General features: G+C 44.6%; 22 protein-coding genes. 21 read left to right on the forward strand and 1 reads right to left on the reverse strand.

What is annotated here, in order from left to right; translation table 11 throughout:
* Positions 1 to 128: 128 nt before the first annotated feature.
* The 3 genes from AC4PM4_RS17980 to AC4PM4_RS17990 are packed head-to-tail and all read left to right on the forward strand — an operon-like array spanning position 129 to position 1,563.
* Positions 129 to 698, forward strand: a complete 570-nt coding sequence (locus tag AC4PM4_RS17980) for a DMP19 family protein (protein ID WP_491614204.1) — start codon at positions 129 to 131, stop codon at positions 696 to 698.
* Between the two features lie 25 nt (positions 699 to 723).
* Positions 724 to 1,260: a DEAD/DEAH box helicase family protein gene (locus AC4PM4_RS17985; protein ID WP_269055401.1), complete on the forward strand. Its 537-nt coding sequence runs from the start codon at positions 724 to 726 to the stop codon at positions 1,258 to 1,260.
* A 12-nt stretch (positions 1,261 to 1,272) separates the two neighbouring features.
* On the forward strand, positions 1,273 to 1,563 hold the full coding sequence (locus AC4PM4_RS17990; RefSeq protein WP_491614205.1) for a hypothetical protein: 291 nt from the start codon (positions 1,273 to 1,275) through the stop codon (positions 1,561 to 1,563).
* Between the two features lie 97 nt (positions 1,564 to 1,660).
* On the opposite strand, the gene AC4PM4_RS17995 is transcribed toward AC4PM4_RS17990, so the two are convergent.
* Positions 1,661 to 2,434 (reverse strand): sporulation protein, encoded by a 774-nt coding sequence (locus AC4PM4_RS17995; protein WP_465115814.1) that lies wholly within the window; start codon positions 2,432 to 2,434, stop codon positions 1,661 to 1,663.
* A 218-nt stretch (positions 2,435 to 2,652) separates the two neighbouring features.
* Between AC4PM4_RS17995 and AC4PM4_RS18000 the strand changes: the two genes are divergently transcribed.
* The 18 genes from AC4PM4_RS18000 (at position 2,653) to AC4PM4_RS18085 (ending at position 16,750) form a co-directional block, all read left to right on the forward strand.
* Positions 2,653 to 3,330, forward strand: a complete 678-nt coding sequence (locus AC4PM4_RS18000; protein WP_491614207.1) for a class I SAM-dependent methyltransferase — start codon at positions 2,653 to 2,655, stop codon at positions 3,328 to 3,330.
* 57 nt (positions 3,331 to 3,387) lie between these two features.
* Entirely contained in the window at positions 3,388 to 3,828 is a 441-nt protein-coding gene (locus AC4PM4_RS18005; RefSeq protein ID WP_491614209.1) for a cupin domain-containing protein, read from the forward strand.
* A 20-nt stretch (positions 3,829 to 3,848) separates the two neighbouring features.
* A complete protein-coding gene (locus AC4PM4_RS18010) occupies positions 3,849 to 4,391 on the forward strand; it encodes a hypothetical protein (RefSeq protein WP_491614210.1) in 543 nt (180 codons plus the stop codon).
* Positions 4,391 to 4,930: a GNAT family N-acetyltransferase gene (locus AC4PM4_RS18015; RefSeq protein WP_491614319.1), complete on the forward strand. Its 540-nt coding sequence runs from the start codon at positions 4,391 to 4,393 to the stop codon at positions 4,928 to 4,930. Before AC4PM4_RS18010 ends, AC4PM4_RS18015 begins: the two co-directional genes overlap by 1 nt.
* A 47-nt stretch (positions 4,931 to 4,977) precedes the next feature.
* Positions 4,978 to 5,502 carry a YfiT family bacillithiol transferase gene (locus tag AC4PM4_RS18020; protein ID WP_491614211.1) on the forward strand — a complete coding sequence of 175 codons (525 nt, stop codon included), beginning with the start codon at positions 4,978 to 4,980 and terminating at the stop codon, positions 5,500 to 5,502.
* A 36-nt stretch (positions 5,503 to 5,538) separates the two neighbouring features.
* Positions 5,539 to 6,045: a GNAT family N-acetyltransferase gene (locus tag AC4PM4_RS18025; RefSeq protein WP_269055407.1), complete on the forward strand. Its 507-nt coding sequence runs from the start codon at positions 5,539 to 5,541 to the stop codon at positions 6,043 to 6,045.
* 266 nt (positions 6,046 to 6,311) lie between these two features.
* Positions 6,312 to 7,031 carry a class I SAM-dependent methyltransferase gene (locus AC4PM4_RS18030; RefSeq protein WP_090808531.1) on the forward strand — a complete coding sequence of 240 codons (720 nt, stop codon included), beginning with the start codon at positions 6,312 to 6,314 and terminating at the stop codon, positions 7,029 to 7,031.
* Positions 7,032 to 7,103: 72 nt separating this feature from the next.
* A complete protein-coding gene (locus AC4PM4_RS18035) occupies positions 7,104 to 7,844 on the forward strand; it encodes an SDR family NAD(P)-dependent oxidoreductase (protein ID WP_090808532.1) in 741 nt (246 codons plus the stop codon).
* A 302-nt stretch (positions 7,845 to 8,146) separates the two neighbouring features.
* On the forward strand, positions 8,147 to 8,836 hold the full coding sequence (locus AC4PM4_RS18040; protein ID WP_090808534.1) for a response regulator transcription factor: 690 nt from the start codon (positions 8,147 to 8,149) through the stop codon (positions 8,834 to 8,836).
* Complete coding sequence (locus tag AC4PM4_RS18045) at positions 8,833 to 9,837, forward strand: sensor histidine kinase (RefSeq protein ID WP_491614212.1); 1,005 nt, start codon at positions 8,833 to 8,835, stop codon at positions 9,835 to 9,837. Before AC4PM4_RS18040 ends, AC4PM4_RS18045 begins: the two co-directional genes overlap by 4 nt.
* Before the next feature lie 100 nt (positions 9,838 to 9,937).
* The gene (locus AC4PM4_RS18050; protein ID WP_090894957.1) at positions 9,938 to 10,693 is read left to right on the forward strand and encodes an ABC transporter ATP-binding protein; all 756 of its coding nucleotides are present in this window, start codon (positions 9,938 to 9,940) and stop codon (positions 10,691 to 10,693) included.
* A complete protein-coding gene (locus AC4PM4_RS18055; protein WP_491614213.1) occupies positions 10,690 to 12,615 on the forward strand; it encodes an FtsX-like permease family protein in 1,926 nt (641 codons plus the stop codon). The genes AC4PM4_RS18050 and AC4PM4_RS18055 overlap by 4 nt, the downstream gene beginning before the upstream one ends.
* 157 nt (positions 12,616 to 12,772) lie before the next feature.
* On the forward strand, positions 12,773 to 13,351 hold the full coding sequence (gene pgsA, locus AC4PM4_RS18060) for a CDP-diacylglycerol--glycerol-3-phosphate 3-phosphatidyltransferase (RefSeq protein WP_072734099.1): 579 nt from the start codon (positions 12,773 to 12,775) through the stop codon (positions 13,349 to 13,351).
* A 41-nt stretch (positions 13,352 to 13,392) separates the two neighbouring features.
* Positions 13,393 to 13,875, forward strand: coding sequence for a GNAT family N-acetyltransferase (locus AC4PM4_RS18065; RefSeq protein ID WP_269055011.1), 483 nt, complete (start codon positions 13,393 to 13,395; stop codon positions 13,873 to 13,875).
* A 22-nt stretch (positions 13,876 to 13,897) separates the two neighbouring features.
* Positions 13,898 to 14,323 (forward strand): GNAT family N-acetyltransferase, encoded by a 426-nt coding sequence (locus AC4PM4_RS18070; protein ID WP_036669633.1) that lies wholly within the window; start codon positions 13,898 to 13,900, stop codon positions 14,321 to 14,323.
* A 40-nt stretch (positions 14,324 to 14,363) separates the two neighbouring features.
* Positions 14,364 to 14,801 carry a GNAT family N-acetyltransferase gene (locus tag AC4PM4_RS18075; RefSeq protein WP_063564138.1) on the forward strand — a complete coding sequence of 146 codons (438 nt, stop codon included), beginning with the start codon at positions 14,364 to 14,366 and terminating at the stop codon, positions 14,799 to 14,801.
* Between the two features lie 106 nt (positions 14,802 to 14,907).
* Entirely contained in the window at positions 14,908 to 15,330 is a 423-nt protein-coding gene (locus tag AC4PM4_RS18080; protein WP_256337960.1) for a hypothetical protein, read from the forward strand.
* Between the two features lie 199 nt (positions 15,331 to 15,529).
* Positions 15,530 to 16,750: an RtcB family protein gene (locus tag AC4PM4_RS18085; RefSeq protein WP_400346635.1), complete on the forward strand. Its 1,221-nt coding sequence runs from the start codon at positions 15,530 to 15,532 to the stop codon at positions 16,748 to 16,750.
* Positions 16,751 to 16,941 lie beyond the last annotated feature (191 nt).

Here is a 16,941-nt window from a genome sequence, read left to right on the forward strand (position 1 = left end):
GTGCAAACTTACATCGGATAAACTTATATAACATATTCTGCTATGATGTATAGGCGTTTAGTTATAGTGGACCTGTGTGAAATCATTCGTCCAACTTATATAGATAGAGAGATACAGGAGGCAGAGAGATGAACAAATTACAGGAAGAATTGCAGCAATTATTACCCTTGGATCAGTTTGACAGCATGTCAGGTGAGGAAGTGGTGGGGAGTGTTGCGATGGATCTGTATCGCGCGGAATTTGCGACCATTCGGGAGTGTGGACCTGAACTTCCACAGGTATTGCGAGATACCATCCTGATCATAGATCTGGATACAGAGCTATCCATGAGCGGCATTACTGGTTTTCTTGAAAATTTGAGTGGGCGTTTTCTGGGTGAAACGACGGAAGCGATGCAGCGCATAGGCAATGATGCTGATGCAGAGATTCTGAAGAACATCCAGCATATGTTATCCGAAAGTGGTGTAACACCGGAGCAGTTAAGAGAAAATGTGAATGCATTCTCCGAACAGGATGTAACGACGACCCTGAATACGCATGGACAGCAGATCCATGAGGTTTTGCAACGGGTTGAGCTGGAAGCGGGTAATTTAAGCATGCAATCGGATAATGAAGAGGTATTTGAACTCCTTTATCAATATGTGGATACGAACAAAGATCGCCTGAAACAGGAGTTGGAGCACCTCTTGTCTAATTGAATCTGACACGCAGGAGGACGTTACTATGATTGTGATGATTAATGGGGCATTTGGCTCGGGTAAAACCTCTGCTGCAACCAAGCTGCAGCCGCTAATTCCGAACAGCATGATCTACGATCCTGAAGAGATTGGATACATGTTAAGAAACGTGATTGCGGATGACGTCCGAATGGAAGTGGAAAAAACGGACGATTTTCAGGATATGGAGCTGTGGAAAGTCCTTACCGTGAAAGTCGCCCGTGAAATCAGGCAGAAGTATGACAAACATCTGATTGTTCCGATGACCATCTACAAGTCCGAGCAGTTCAGTTACATCCATCGGGGTCTGAAAGAGCTAGATACTGACCTTTTTCATTTTACCCTGATGACATCTATGGAAACATTACATGAGAGATTGTTGAAGCGCGGGGATAAGCCTAATGGATGGACTTTTCAACAAGCGATTAAGTGTGTCGAAGCATTCCATGGAGCACGCTTTGAAGAGCACATTCAGACGGATGGCCAAACGACAGATGATGTAGTGAATTTTATAACTTCCAAAGTGTTGTCAAACCGTAAATGAGGAGGCAAAATAATGAGTATCAACAAACGATTAGGTATGGAGTCCCTGTTGGTAACTTTGCTATTCACACTGGGTTTTATGGCTTGGAATGTCATTCAAGGCATGTTAATGACGCTGAATCATACACCTGAAATGATGAACACTGATTCATCTACCAGCACGTTGCAGTCCAGAGTTGCTTTTGGTTCCATTGCCCGTTGGGATATGACTTCCATTCTGATCGCTACTGTTGGATTTCTCTTGCTTGCTGCTGCATACTACGGACTTCGATCGGGAATACAGCGCTGGACACAGCGTTTCTGATTGTTTATTAAAAGAAGAACATATTCAAAAAACAGTTCTACACCAATGAAAGTTGGTAGGAGAACTGTTTTTTGTTTTTGGATCTATTTTTAATAGATTATAGATGCTTGGAGATGACTTCTTCCAGACCTTGGGCAACCGAATGCGCACCCCGTGCAAGGTGTCTCTCGTAGAGATGCAGTCGGACAAAGCTCTCATCCGTCCCCATCGCCTCCGAGAAAATGCCACCGAGTCCACGTGCGCGGCGGTCGATCTGAAGCAACAGTTCAAGTGAATCTCCCATCGGGTAGAACAGTACTTCCAGCTCATCCAAATAACCACGGAACTTGCTCGTTGGCACGAATTCAAATTCCTGTACAAATGGAAGATTGCCACCAAGCTTTGGAGCATAGTCATTGGTCACTTCACGCAGCTTGAAACCAAGGAGATCAATCGCATCAAGCACAGTATTCATATCTTTTGTAGGAACTACATGGAGTCTGTCCCGGTCTGAGGGGTCCATGGCGCTTGAGATATCGAGGCCCGTTTCAACCCATACCTCTGCACGATGCAGTGTAATTGGGAGATTTTCAGGTAGATCAAAGGAGAAGGATTTCTCCAGTTTGGCGCCAGGCTGTAAAATAAAACCTTCTGTAAGCAAGTATTTGGCTACAACGGCAGTTTCATTTACTTTTCGATCATTGTGCTCCCGTATGTAATGGGTTTTGATCGTAAGGTAGATTCGGTCTACATTCTGTTCCACGTCTCCACCCTCGATGTAGACGATCCCAGAGATGATTCCTCCAGGCGTAACCTCAGGTGTATGTAATTCTGTATTTACTTTGGCTGCTCCAACACCTACACTGGCTAACATTTTCTTAAAAAAAGACATTCATTCAACCTCCACATCCTATTGGTTTATCCAAGTGGCAAAATACGACTTCGAGCATAATACGGCGCCTACGAGAGAAGCGTTTCAAATTTTAACAAGCACAATATGAGGATAGATAAAACTCTTAAGTGAGAAAAAAGTTAACCTATGGACAGGAAAATCGACTTGTCTGTGTCGAATGTTGTTTAATATGGGATTTTCTTCTGGGGGGATATCTATTGGGCTTGGAATGGTATGACATGATCGCACGGCGTAACGGAGGATACAAAGGCAGATCGGTATTTACCTGGGAGGGCAATTCAGCAGAAGATGTATTTGAAGCGCGCCTAATGCAGTTGCTGCCTAGGTATAAATCTGTGCTTGATGCAGGTTGTGGTCATGGGGAATTCACATTGAAAATGTCGGCCTATACCGATTATATTAAGGGTTTTGACAACTCGAAGGAGCTACTGTGTATCGCTCAGGCTGGGCTTGTGGCCAGTGACGTTGACAATGTTGAATTTGTCTATGCTACAACCAAAACAGAGTTGCCTTTCGAAGACGAACAGTTCGACCTGATCTATGACCGCAGAGGACCTACGTCGATAATTGAACATAGGAGATTGCTGCGAAAGGGTGGCGTGATCTTTGGCATTCATACCGATGTAAGCAAGGTACGAGAAAGGCTGCATACAAATCAGTATGAAAACATTGAAATTGAGGAATTCAACGAGGCCCTAATGGTCTTCCCTGATGAAAAAGAGTTCGCTATCTTTCTTTCCGATATCCCTGGCAACCCGGATTACACACAGCCTGAGTACCATGAGCAGCTTCAAGTTAAGCTGAAGGAAAATCAGATTGATGGGAGACTTGCTGTGCGTGATCACAAATATATCTGGAAGGCCGTAAGGCGTTAAAGAAAGATTATAAAATATGAATGCCTGACTTCGTATTTCAGATCTGGAGGTTGTGTTTTGGATAGAGAAACTTTAGAACAAAATTTAGGACCAGATAATGTGAATACCAGCTTCGAGCAGATGGCTAACGGGGAACGGAAATACAAAATGGTTTCAGAGGATGGCAGTTATTATTGCAGAACGATAGCTTCATCTCAGGGAGCGTGGCAAAATAGCCATTTTCATAACCATATAATCGAGTTCTATGTTGTGCAGTCTGGTTGGATCGCTTATGCAAATTTTACGAATGATCAGACGCTTGAAATCAGAGTTATGGGCGAAGGAAATCACGTCATTGTGCAACCAGGAGTACACCATAATTTATATATGTCAGCTAATAGCGTTATCCATACGATTAAATATGGTTTGAATACAGATAGTGATTGGTCTGCTTCTCCGGAACTGGACAGCGTTACACAGAGGCTAATGGAGAGAGAATTACTTCAGACTTACGGTTAATCAGCTTGGGGGTTGAATACATGCGAAAAAGTACGATATTTTGGCTAACAGGCATTGCGATTATTATTGTAGCAGCTTTCATTGTATATAATAATCTGGCTCCAAGCGTTACAGCGCAGGATGTTAACATGAAGGGCACGATTCGGCAGACAGCTACGGATGAATACGAGGTGCAATTAACCATTACACGTACAAAAGAAGATACGGGTCAGCACACCATATATCCCCTTGTAGCTGGCTGGGGTTCAATATCTTTTGATGACAAACAGGACAACCGATTTATTCGACCTACTTCCGTCGGCAGCACAGGTGCAATGGAAGAGATTCTTCGTCAAGTGTTACAGAGGCAGTCATCAACAGCGTTTACTGAATTTGCAGGGTTCTCCATACCTGATGCGGTGGGCACGTACAAGGTGCGTTTTACCATTCATCCTTTGGGTGAGGAGGCAGAACTGATTCGGCAACCGATGATCTATTATGTTCATCAGGAAAAATTACTGGGCAAAGACCTGAGCTGGGTCTCAGGAGAGCCTCTGGAAATCATTAAGGAGTACGCAGAGTGATGCTAATCTATCAATGGAATGAGATTACGGTACGTTTACTGGATGAAAAAGATGAGCAGTTCCTTGTTCAATGGTTGTCTGACCCAGTAGTGCTTCAATATTACGAAGGCCGTGATCAGCCGCATGATCTGAATTTGGTCAGAGAGCACTTTTATAGACAAGAGGATACGGCAAATCGTTGTATGGTTGAACACGAAGGTAAACCGATCGGCTATATCCAGTTCTATGAACTGGAGGAGGAAGAACGGAATGAGTATGGTTATGGAGACACCGATGAAATCATCTATGGAACAGATCAGTTTATTGGAGAAGCTGATTACTGGAACCGCGGTATTGGTACACAACTAGTACAATCCATGTTGGGCTATCTAGTCAACGAAAAGCAAGCTCGGAAAGTGGTCATGGACCCGCAATCATGGAACGAACGAGCCATATCCTGTTACGAGAAGTGTGGTCTCAGGAAGGTCAGACTGTTACCAGAACATGAGCTGCACGAAGGACAGATGAGAGACTGCTGGCTGATGGAGTATGCCCCATAGGTAGTGCGCCGTGCTATATAAACCATTTAACCAAGGAGGAATGATCGATGGATTTGAGATACCCGATTGGATCATTTGAACATACAGGCGAGGTTACACCAGAGCAGCGGAAGCAATGGATTCAGGATATTGCCAACTTGCCGGAGCATGCCCGCGAAGCGGTCAAAGGACTGAGTGAAGAACAATTGAGATTACCCTACCGGGAAGGTGGCTGGATGCTCAAACAGGTCATACACCATATGGCAGATAGCCATATGAATAGCATGGTTCGTTTCAAGCTGGCACTGACAGAGGATAACCCTACGATAAGACCATATTACGAGGAACGATGGGCTGAACTGAGTGATTCGCGGGAGCTGGATGTCGAGTTTTCCCTGCAAATCCTGGATGCGCTGCATCGACGTTGGGTAGCGCTACTGAACACATTAACAGATGCAGACTATGCCAAAACCTTTTATCACCCCGCTTCCAAAGAAACGACCAGACTGGACTACAATTTGGGCGTATATGCATGGCATGGCAGACACCACGTTGCCCATATAACGTCGCTTAGAAGCAGGTTGGGAATCTAGTGGTGAAATAAATAACTTATTAAGGAGATTATATCGATGAATATACATATCAGACTATTAAATGAAGGCGATCCGGTCGTAATTTCGCAGGCGTTTCAGGAACAGGGTTGGGCGAAATCGGCGGAGCAGTACATTCAATATCTTGCAGAGCAGCAGAATGGTGAGCGAGTGACTTTGATAGCGGAATTGGATGGAGCTTTTGCCGGTTACGCGAATGTATTGTGGAATTCGTATTACCCTTCGTTCAGGGAACAGGGTATTCCGGAAATTAATGATTTCAATGTGCTGATCAAGTATCAGCGTCAGGGAATTGGATCACGTTTGATGGACCGGGCAGAAGAAGTCATTCATGAGCGAACCGAAACTGCCGGGATTGGTGTCGGGATATTTTCGGATTATGGCAAAGCTCAAATTCTGTATGCCCTTCGTGGATATATACCAGATGGACAGGGCATTCACAAGCATGACCGTTATCTAAAGTGGGGCGATGAAACGATTATCGATGACGATGTGGTGCTTTATCTAACGAAGAAGTTAAGCTGATCGAATCCTGAATAAAAAGGATTATAACGCTGTTGAGAGGACAGGGAATTACTTTCTTCTAAACAGCGTTTTTTTACATATAATCGGACTGTTTTCGGCTCGAATCTTACAAGAAAAATAGAGTTAAATTGGGTGGGAATGTTATAATAGAGGGTAGTTGATTTAGCGTAGAAACCGTGATGGAGCGGGCGATTTAAAGGGGAAGAGATCGATACATAAGAGGGAATGTGCAGGATGTTTGTATGAATTCGAGGAGGAATGTGTTTATGGAGAAGACAATTAAAAGTGTCCAGGATCTATATGACATGCTTGACGCAGAATTCAGATCAGCGAAGCAATTTTGGGAACCTTTTTACGAGGATAGGGACCGGCCGATTCCCTTTTTTTCAAACAAACCGGATGAAAATTTGGTAGCACATGTGAACTCAGGAATATTACCTGGGGGCAACGCATTGGAGCTCGGTTGTGGCCCGGGAAGAAATGCAATATATCTAACACGTCAGGGTTATAAAGTAGATGCTTATGATCTTTCAGAGACAGCCATTGCCTGGGCCAAGGAAAGAGCTGTGGAGGAACAGCTTGAAGTGAATTTTGAATGCAAATCAGCATTTGAACTCACGCCACAGGAAGAGTACGATCTGGTCTATGATTCGGGCTGTCTTCACCATCTGCTGCCACATCAGCGAATTCCCTACATACAGATGATTCAGAACGGACTTAAACCTGGAGGGTATTTTGGAATGACATGCTTTGCTCCAGGATTTGGCGGTCAAGGTGGACCGGAGAGCGTTATGGACGATTGGGAAGTATACCGTGAGAAGTCGATGAAAGGTGGTCTGGCTTTTACGGAAGAAAAGCTTCGCTATTTGCTGGAAGATCCTTTTGAATGCGTGGAGCTGCGACCGATGAAGGCGATGGATCAGGATGAAGATTGTTTTGGCTTGCCCATCCTATGGGTGACATTGTGGAGAAAACCAAACGTGTAGTCATAGACGAAGGGTCATAGATTTGACGTGTTTAACCAATATTGCACAGAGCGAGAGAAAGGCGGGGAGAATATGGGACTAAGGTATTTTATCATTACAGGTACATCCAAAGGAATCGGCAAACAGCTTGCGGAATTGTTATTGGAAAAGGGAGATCACGTCTACGGTATTGCACGCAGAACGTCTGACTTGGAGGAAGCCTATGAGCGTTACCAGCATGTTCAGTTTGATCTGGCAGATATTCATAGCATCGACGATCTTGTCTCAGGCATATTGGAACAGATTCCACCGCAAGAAGTTGAATTCATCGGGCTCATTAACAATGCAGCGATGCTGGAACCGTTGAAATCGATAGATCGGTGCAGTGCAGAGGAGATCAGTCTTAATCTGAACATCAGTTTGGTAGCGCCTATGATTCTGACTTCATCTTTTATACAACATACCAACCACCTGACCACTCGCAGAAAAATAGCCAATATATCGTCGGGGTCAGGAAGTTATCCGGCACCTTCAATGGCATCTTACTGTGCCTCCAAAGCTGGAATAAACATGTTCACCCAGTGCGTAGCGATGGAACAATCCGGGCAGCCCAATCCCGTTGAAGTGATTGCATTCGATCCAGGGATGGTAGATACTGAGCTACAGGCTGTGGCAAGAGGCAAAAATGCAGAGGAATTTGCACTGTCTGAGGTATTCGGTCAGGTCTATGAAGCAGGCCAATTAAGATCGCCACAAGATGTCGCAAAGCAATTGATAGAACGGATGGAAGAAATCAGTGATCCAAGCAAGGTCCTCCATACTATGGAGGGATAACAGATTAAAAGTTATAAACGTTTAGATTCATCTAAATTGGTAAGAGACTATGGATTTTACTTTGCCTCGACAATTTGTATTGTTCTATGTAATAGCAGCAGGAGTGGAAGAGACGGAATCGATTCTGAAGAAGCGGTAGCGTTCGCCTTTGTCACCTAATTTCTACATTTAATAAATTTAATAAAGGAAATTTGGGGACAACAGCGATCGGAAGAACGATCCGTATCTGGAACGGTCCCCCGTAGATTGTCAAACAATATGCTTCGGGCAATACCCAAGAAGAACAGAAACGTGGTGAAGGTATGTTTAAAATTATGCTCATTGAAGACGATGAATCGTTATTCAGTGAAATCAAAGAACGGTTATCCCAGTGGTCATATGACGTGTATGGCGTGAGAGATTTTGGCAAAGTGATGCAGGAATACAGTGCCATTCAGCCACAGCTAGTGATTATTGATATTCAGCTTCCCCAGTATGACGGATTTCATTGGTGTCGCATGATTCGAGCCCATTCCAATGTACCGATTATCTTTCTGTCCTCACGTGATCATCCTACGGATATGGTCATGTCGATGCATCTGGGCGCAGATGATTTTATCCAGAAGCCCTTCCATTTCGATGTGCTGATTGCCAAGATCCAGGCGACCCTGCGTAGGGTGTATAACTACAATACAGAGCGGATTGAGCTGCGCACATGGCGTGGGGCTACCATTGAATATGTGAAAAATACACTTACCCATAACAATGAATCTGTCCTTTTGACCAAAAATGAAATGTTCATTCTCAAAGTGCTAGTGGAGCACAAAAATCAGATTGTGACCCGGGAAGACCTGATTCGCAGCTTATGGGATCATGAACATTTTGTGAGTGATAACACGCTGACAGTCAACGTCAATCGCCTTCGTAAGAAGCTAGAGCCGCTAGAACTCGATAGCTATATCGAAACGAAAGTAGGTCAGGGCTATATGGCAACAGAAGAGGCGGAAGTATGATTCGCAAATACATACGGGAAAAGCTCAGCTGGCTAGTGTTACTTATAAGCATGCAGCTCATCATTTTATTTGTAGCCTATATCGACACGTCCATTCCATTCCGATCTGTAGCGTATATCGTCGTGCTGAATGTGGTGGTATGCATTGTGTTTATCTGGGCGAGATATCCAAGAGAGACTCGTTTCTACAAAAGATTAACTGCCTGGGATCACACCTATGATCCAGGGGATTTAGATATCGTTGAAAGCCCTTATGAACGGATTGTGCACGATGCTGTCACTTCCCAGACCGAACGTTATCGGAAGGAGTCCTCAGCTCATTTTATTTTGCTGGAGCAAGAAAAGGATGAGATGCTGTCCTGGATTCATGAGGTGAAGACGCCCTTAACCGCGCTACAATTAATGATTGAGCGAATGCCGGATGACAAGCTGCAGGGTCAGATGACGTATGAATGGCTGCGAATTCACCAACTTCTCGATCAGCAGCTTCACCAGAAGCGTATTCCATTTATGCATAATGATTTGTTTGTGGAAGAAACAGAGCTTGAACCGATTTTGAATGGCGAGATTAGAGCTTTGAAGTCGTGGTGTATATCCAAACGGATTGGCTTCGACGTGTCATTAGATGTGACAAAGGTGCTGACAGACAGCAAATGGTTAGGTTTTATCATACGGCAGCTGCTTAGTAATGCCGTGAAATACAGCCATTCCTCTGACATTGTCATTGAAAGCAAGGAACAGGATGGGCACATCATATTGACCATTCAGGATTATGGAAGAGGGATCGAAGCGCAGGATTTACCACGTATCTTTGATAAAGGCTTCACTTCAACTCAGGGTAGACTGGAAGGAACGGCAACGGGAATGGGCTTGTATTTGACCCGACAGGTGGCACAAGCACTTCGTATAGACGTTAAAGTACAGTCTGCTCCCGGAGAGGGCACTAGTGTCAAGCTAACCTTCCCGAGAAAAAATGACATGATCCACCTAGCAGGCGTGTGACAACATTGTCACATGCTTTTTGGTTTTGTTCGGTGAATCGCACGATTAATTGGAGCATCCCGCCTATGATAAAGATATACCAAAGAGGAGTGAGTGGGATATGTGGATACTGGAAGCCAAAAAAATTCATAAAGTCTATGGCAACAAATTAAATAAACAGGAAGTCCTCAAGGGGATTGATCTCGGGGTAAGTAAAGGCGAATTTGTTGGGATTATGGGGCCCTCGGGTTCGGGGAAAACGACGCTGCTGAATGTTCTTTCTTCGATCGATCGGGTAAGTCAGGGCACAATTGAAATCGAAGGCCAGGAGTTTACCGGCATGAAGGAGAAAAGGCTGGCTGAGTTCCGCAAAGACTATCTCGGTTTTATTTTTCAGGAATATAATTTGCTGGATACCCTCACGGTGAAGGAAAATGTATTGCTGCCGCTCTCGATTACGAGTATTCCGAAGCATGAGGCACACCTGAAGTTCGAACAAATCGCCCGTGAGCTGGGCATATATGAGCTGAAAGACAAATATCCATCCGAAATCTCGGGTGGACAGAAACAGCGAACTTCAGCCGCCCGTGCGTTTGTGCATGATCCGAGCATTATTTTCGCTGACGAGCCGACGGGTGCACTCGATTCCAAATCGGCTTCGGACCTGCTTGGCAAAATGAGTGATATGAACAGGAAGCATCAGGCTACGATTATTATGGTTACACATGATCCGTTTGCCGCAAGTTATTGCAGCAGGGTGATTTTCATCCGGGACGGTCAGATCTACACCCAATTAAATAAAGGAGACGAGTCCCGACAAACTTTCTTCAACGATATTATCAAAACTCAGGGCGTGTTGGGTGGTGTGCAGCCATGAGCCTGAACTACATCATCTTTCGCAATCTGAGGAAAAACCTGAAAAATTATTATCTTTATGTCTTTGCCCTGATTTTTAGTGTGGCCCTGTATTTTTCCTTTGTGACCTTACAGTATGATCCCTCCATGGATGAGGTTGCTGAATCAACGAAAGGAGCGGCTGCGATCGGCGCATCCTCCGTGTTACTGATTGTTATTGTGGGCATTTTTCTGCTCTATGCCAATACGATCTTTATCAAGCGACGCAGTAAGGAGATCGGTTTGTTTCAGCTAATCGGACTGACGAAGGGGAGAATATTTGGCATCTTGAGTGCGGAAAATTGCATTCTCTACTTTGGTTCTATGGTAATCGGTATTCTAATTGGGTTTCTGGGTTCCAAGCTGATATTGATGATTTTGTTCAAAATTATTGGCGTTGATGTGATCACGAAGCTATACTTCTCACCGATGGCGCTAGTGCAAACGCTGATTGTCTTTGCTGTCATGTATCTGCTTATCATGTTGATGAATTACACGTTTATCCGAGCCCAGAGTATTCTATCACTCTTTCGGGTGTCTTCTACAACAGAGCAGCAGGTAAAGAAGTTATCTGTGGGGCAGATTCTGATGGGCATCTTGGGTATTGCTCTCATCGTGTTCGGTTACATCCTGTCTGCACGGCTGTTCAGCGTCGAGAAATTGGATATGCAGCAGTTAATGTACACCATGATTTTGATTTTGTTCTCGGTTATTCTGGGGACATATCTGTTCTATAAAGGTTCCGTCAGTTTTCTCTTTAATCTGATTCGCAAAAGTAAAAAAGGCTATCTCTCCATTAATGAGGTATTGTCGTTATCCTCCATCATGTTTCGCATGAGGTCGAATGCCTTGCTACTGACCATTATTACTACCGTATCTGCACTCGCCATAGGTTTGTTGTCGCTCAGTTACATTTCCTATTATTCGGCAGAGGCACAAGCCAAGGAAAGCCTGCCGGAGGATTTCTCTTTTGCTCAGGCGAATGTAAAGGATCGTTTTGTAGCTGAGCTGGATAACAAACAAATTCCGTATGAAGAAAAGCACAGACAACCTTTATATATTGAGATTGATGCATCGAAGGTCATGAATGACTCCCTGTCGGAAGATCGATTGTTCAGCAGTGTGTTAAGTGACAGCATGGTGGATAACATCGACCTGAAACCAGGCGAAGTTATTTTCATGGGATATGGCAATGTGATTCAGCAATTCTTTTCTATTAAGGATGAAGGTCCCATTGTTCTTCACGGGTTGAAGAAAACGATTGACCAGCAGCTAATCGGAACCACGAAACAGGGCGTGCTTCCCGTATACTATAACCAAGGCACGCCCGTGACGGTTGTGGATGAATTGGTTTATGCAGAGCTTGCGCAGGATCTTGATCCAAAACTTCAAAAAGGGCAAGCGACCGATTATTACGGTGTGCAAATTACAGATTCGAGGCAAGACGAGAATGCATATGCTATTTTTGCAGATCTGCAATTGAAGGCCCCAAGCTTCTCCCAGATCGAGTTCAGAAATAATCAACGTACCAGTATGGGCCTGATTATGTTCATTGTTGGTTTCCTGGGACTCACCTTCTTGATTACATCCGGGTGTATCCTCTATTTCAAACAAATGAATGAGAGCGAAGAAGAGAAATCAAACTATACGATTCTGCGCAAACTCGGGTTTACGCAAAGCAATCTGTTACGCGGAATTCAGTTCAAGCAGTTGTTTAATTTCGGCATTCCCCTTGTTGTGGGACTGAGCCATAGTTATTTTGCCGTGAAATCAGGCTGGTTTTTCTTCGGTACAGAACTTGCCACACCGACTGTAATCGTCATGATAGTGTATACGTTGTTGTATTCCATCTTCGGCCTGTTGTCCATATGGTATTACAAACGAGTGATTAAGGAATCATTGTAGACCAGAGGATGAGGAACAGAGGAATACATTAAAAAATTCCGAAGAAGGGCAACTGTATGATATACAGTCTGCCCTTTCTTTTTTTGTGAAAAAAAGGAGGATGGCGCAAGGGTGGAGAAATCACAACATATTGGAGTGAAGTAGAGGGAGGTTTTCCATGAACCTGGCTAACAAGATTACCCTGGCAAGAATGACATTGATTCCTTTATTTATGTTGTGCTTCATCCCGTTGCCATCATGGATACAGGAGTCGAGTGAACTTATTCGTTTTTTGGATCAGCATGGTCTGGTGATTGGCGTTATTATTTTTGCACTGGCTGCGGGTACGGATAAGCTGGATGGGTATGTGGCGCGAAAATATAATCAGATCACCAATCTGGGGAAATTGCTTGATCCACTGGCAGATAAACTCTTGATTTCGGTTGCACTGATTATGATGGTTCAGGAGAATCTGATCGGTTCATGGATTGCTGTGATCATCATTGGACGTGAAATTGTCATTACAGCACTGCGTATGATTGCGAGTGAACAGGGAATTGCCTTGGCTGCTGATCGATATGGCAAAATCAAAATGGTGCTGCAGGTGGCAGCCATCATCGCTGTATTATTGAATAATTTTCCGTTCAGTTTGCTGACGGATGTGCGGGTTGATATGATTTTATTATGGCTGGCGGCAGGAGTTACGCTGTTCTCAGGATTGAACTATATCTTAGTAAATTATAGACTACTGAAATAAAGAACCCCTGCGAAACCTAACGGAAAGAAGGAAATAATCTCATGTTATCGATTCATAAGGCGGATTACCAACATAAATCAACTTTGCGTAATCTGATGGAGTTGTACAAATACGATTTTAGTGAGTATGACCCGGAAGATGTTAACGAAAACGGGTTATATGAGTATGTGTACCTGGACCATTATTGGACAGAAGCGGGCAGATATCCTTTTTTGTTTCGGGTAGAAGGACAATTGGCGGGATTCGCACTGATTCGTGAAATCGAGAGTGAACAGGGAACGAGTATATACGCTATGGCAGAGTTTTTTGTAATGAAAAAATACAGAAAGCTGGGAATGGGTGCGCAAGCTGCCATCCATGTGTTCAACCTTTTCCCTGGGACATGGAAAGTAGCGGAGATGGAGACGAATGAGCCTGCTCAGATTTTCTGGCGTAAGGTCATCGCACGATATACCGATAATAAATACCAAGAGGCTAGAGAGCCTGACTGGGAAGGTCCTATTCAGATGTTTACCACGAAGTAATGACGAGAAGGAGGAGAAGAGGATGTCCCAAATAAACATCAATCCAAGTACTTCAGAGGATTCAGAGTATGTTCGCCAGCAACTTATCGCATTTAATGCTGCGCATGTGAGCGAGGAATTAAGGCATCGTTACGAAGAACTGAATTTCAATATCAAAAATGAGACCGGCGAGATAGTTGCAGGTGTGCTTAGTACACTTTGCTGGAACTGGCTGGAGGTTGATATTCTTTGGGTGGATTCTGAACAACGGCATCGGGGATATGGTTCTCAGTTGTTGCTTGAAGTTGAGCGAATTGCGCGAGAGAAATCTTGTGATTTTGTCATGTTGAATACTTTCTCATATCAAGCACCTGAATTTTACAAGAAGCATGGCTACCAATTGATCACAACGATCGAGAATGCACCGACCGGACACAGTCATTATTATTTTAAGAAGGACCTAACGTAAGACAGCGTATGTGAAATAGGGCAAAATCAGGAGGGTTATTATGGTTACCATTAAAGCAATCGAACTTGAGGATTTACCGGCGCTAAGCCAATTATACAACGAATTGATGGGTACACCGACTAATGAACAACAGATGCAGAAGATGTTTCATTATATCCAGCAAAATGGGCACTACCATGTACTCGGTGCATTTTACGACGGCGAACTGGCCGGATCGGTTATGGGTATTGAATGTATGGATCTGGCGGGTCAGTGCAATCCCTTCATGGTTGTGGAGAATGTGATTGTATCCGATCGGGTACGCAGACAGGGAATTGGTCAGAAGCTTATGCTTCAGATTGAGCACATTGCGAGAGATCTTGGATGTGAATACATGATTCTGGTGTCTGGCGATCAGCGCAAAGAGGCTCATATTTTCTATGAAAAGCTGGGCTTTAAAGATGAGAAAGTTCAGGGTTACCGGAAGCATTTTAATTAATCAATATATCACGGAAAATGTCTAATAGGTAGAAGGACTACTTAAGGAGCAGGGCGAATAAGGCATAGTCTCGAAATAAATGAACTGATATGAGGGAGGCACTCTCGTGTTCAAAAAATGGGCTAATGTCTTGATGATTCTGAGTTTGGTATTCGCTGTATGTTCCCCAACATCCTATGCCGCTGCCAAGACGGTTAAAGTGACCGTGACGCTTGTCAGTGCAGAACTGGTGGAGAACAATTCCGTTGGTAATGAATGGGCTATAGGGGCAAGTGTGAACGGCAAGAGCCTGGAGGAGGGTTCGTCGGTCACGTTGAATCTGAAACCTACAGATATGCTGAAATTACAAGCGAATGCCGAAGAGCAGGACAAAATCCCTGATCTAGGGAGCAAAAGTATGAACGTTAAGGTTTCCTCCATTACCAAATCAATCAACAAGACTCTATCGGTTGTCGTGACGGAGAACAGGGGCCGTTATTCGGGTAACACAGCGACGTGGGAGTTCAAGTTTAAGATCAGTAAGAAATAAAATAGGGACTGATCATGTAAAAGAGAGCCTAGCTCTCTTTTTTTACTTTATACGGATATCTTTGAGCTGAAGGAATGTATAGTTTCGGGAAGGGTCCCTCTTTGGTAAAATAAAGAAAGTTGTGGGCAGGGACGTATATATTTAAATGTACATATTTAATTGTAAGTTTTAATGAAGACAAAAGGAGGTTAACCAGATCATGCGTATCGTAGATAACATTAAAGTCTGGGGGGAGCCGCTGGAGAATGCGGTAAGTCAGGCGGTGACTTGCTCGCAGTATGGAGATGTACTGGGCGTGGCTCTAATGGCAGACCATCACAAAGGATATTCACAGCCCATCGGGGGCGTAGTTGCCTACCGGAACATGATCAGTCCGTCAGGGGTTGGATATGATATTGCCTGCGGTAACAAGGCAGTGCGCACCAACCTGATGTGGGATGATATACGGGATCAGATTGCTTTGATTATGGATGATATTAATGCGACCATATCCTTCGGTGTAGGACGCAACAATCCAAATCCTGTGGAGCATGAGCTGTTCGACGATGCCAGCTGGAAGCTGTTTGATTCCATTGAGCCTGGACTACAACACAAGTTGAAGACACTCGCGCGCAACCAGCTCGGGACTGTGGGCAGTGGTAATCATTTTGTTGATATTTTTGTGGAAGAGGCGACGGGTAAAGTATGGATTGCAAACCATTTTGGCAGTCGTGGCTTTGGGCATAAGGTCGCCAGTGGTTTTCTGAATCTGGCTGCCGGACGTGCGTTTAGTGGCAAAGCGCCGGGAGAATCGATGGACCAACCACCAACACTGTTTGACCTCAAGAGTGAAATGGGTGATATGTATTGGGACGGGATGACATTGGCCGGCCGGTATGCATACGCAGGGCGCGATTATGTGATTGAGCAGGTTCTGGGCATCCTCGGAGCGAGCGCAGAATATTCGGTTCATAACCATCATAACTTTGCCTGGAAAGAACAGCATATGGGCGAAGACGTGGTGGTGGTCCGCAAAGGAGCAACGCCGCTGGCACCGGGCCAGCTCGGTTTTGTGGGCGGAAGCATGGGAGATATCTCGGTGATCGTGGAAGGAATCCACAGCGAAGAGAATACCGAGTCTTTCCGCAGCACCGTGCATGGTGCAGGGCGCACTATGAGCCGAACCCAGGCGGCTGGCAAAATGAATTATAAGCTGCGTACACGCATGGGTGGGGAGATCAGCGAGGAACAGATGCAAGCGGCGATTCGTGCCTATGGTGTGGAGCTTCGGGGTGCAGGAACGGATGAAAGTCCATTTGTGTACAAGAAGCTGCAGGACGTGCTGAATGCGCATGCGCATACCTTGAAAATCAACCATATCCTGCGTCCCGTAGGTGTCGCGATGGCCGGAGGTAATGAATTCGACCCGTATAAGGACTAGTTAGATATGTTCAACTCAACATTTACACAACAACGGAGAGGACAGAAATAACCTGAAGAAGCGAAGCTAAAAGCTTTCTGAAAGAAAGCTGCATCGGAAGCATAGACCTCGCCTTTATCCCCGGATTTTTCCCTTTGGAGAAGGGAATCAACAAAATCTGGGGATAACAGCGATCGGAAGGTTGTTCTGTC

This window comes from Paenibacillus sp. MDV22-iso6 (assembly GCF_058408365.1).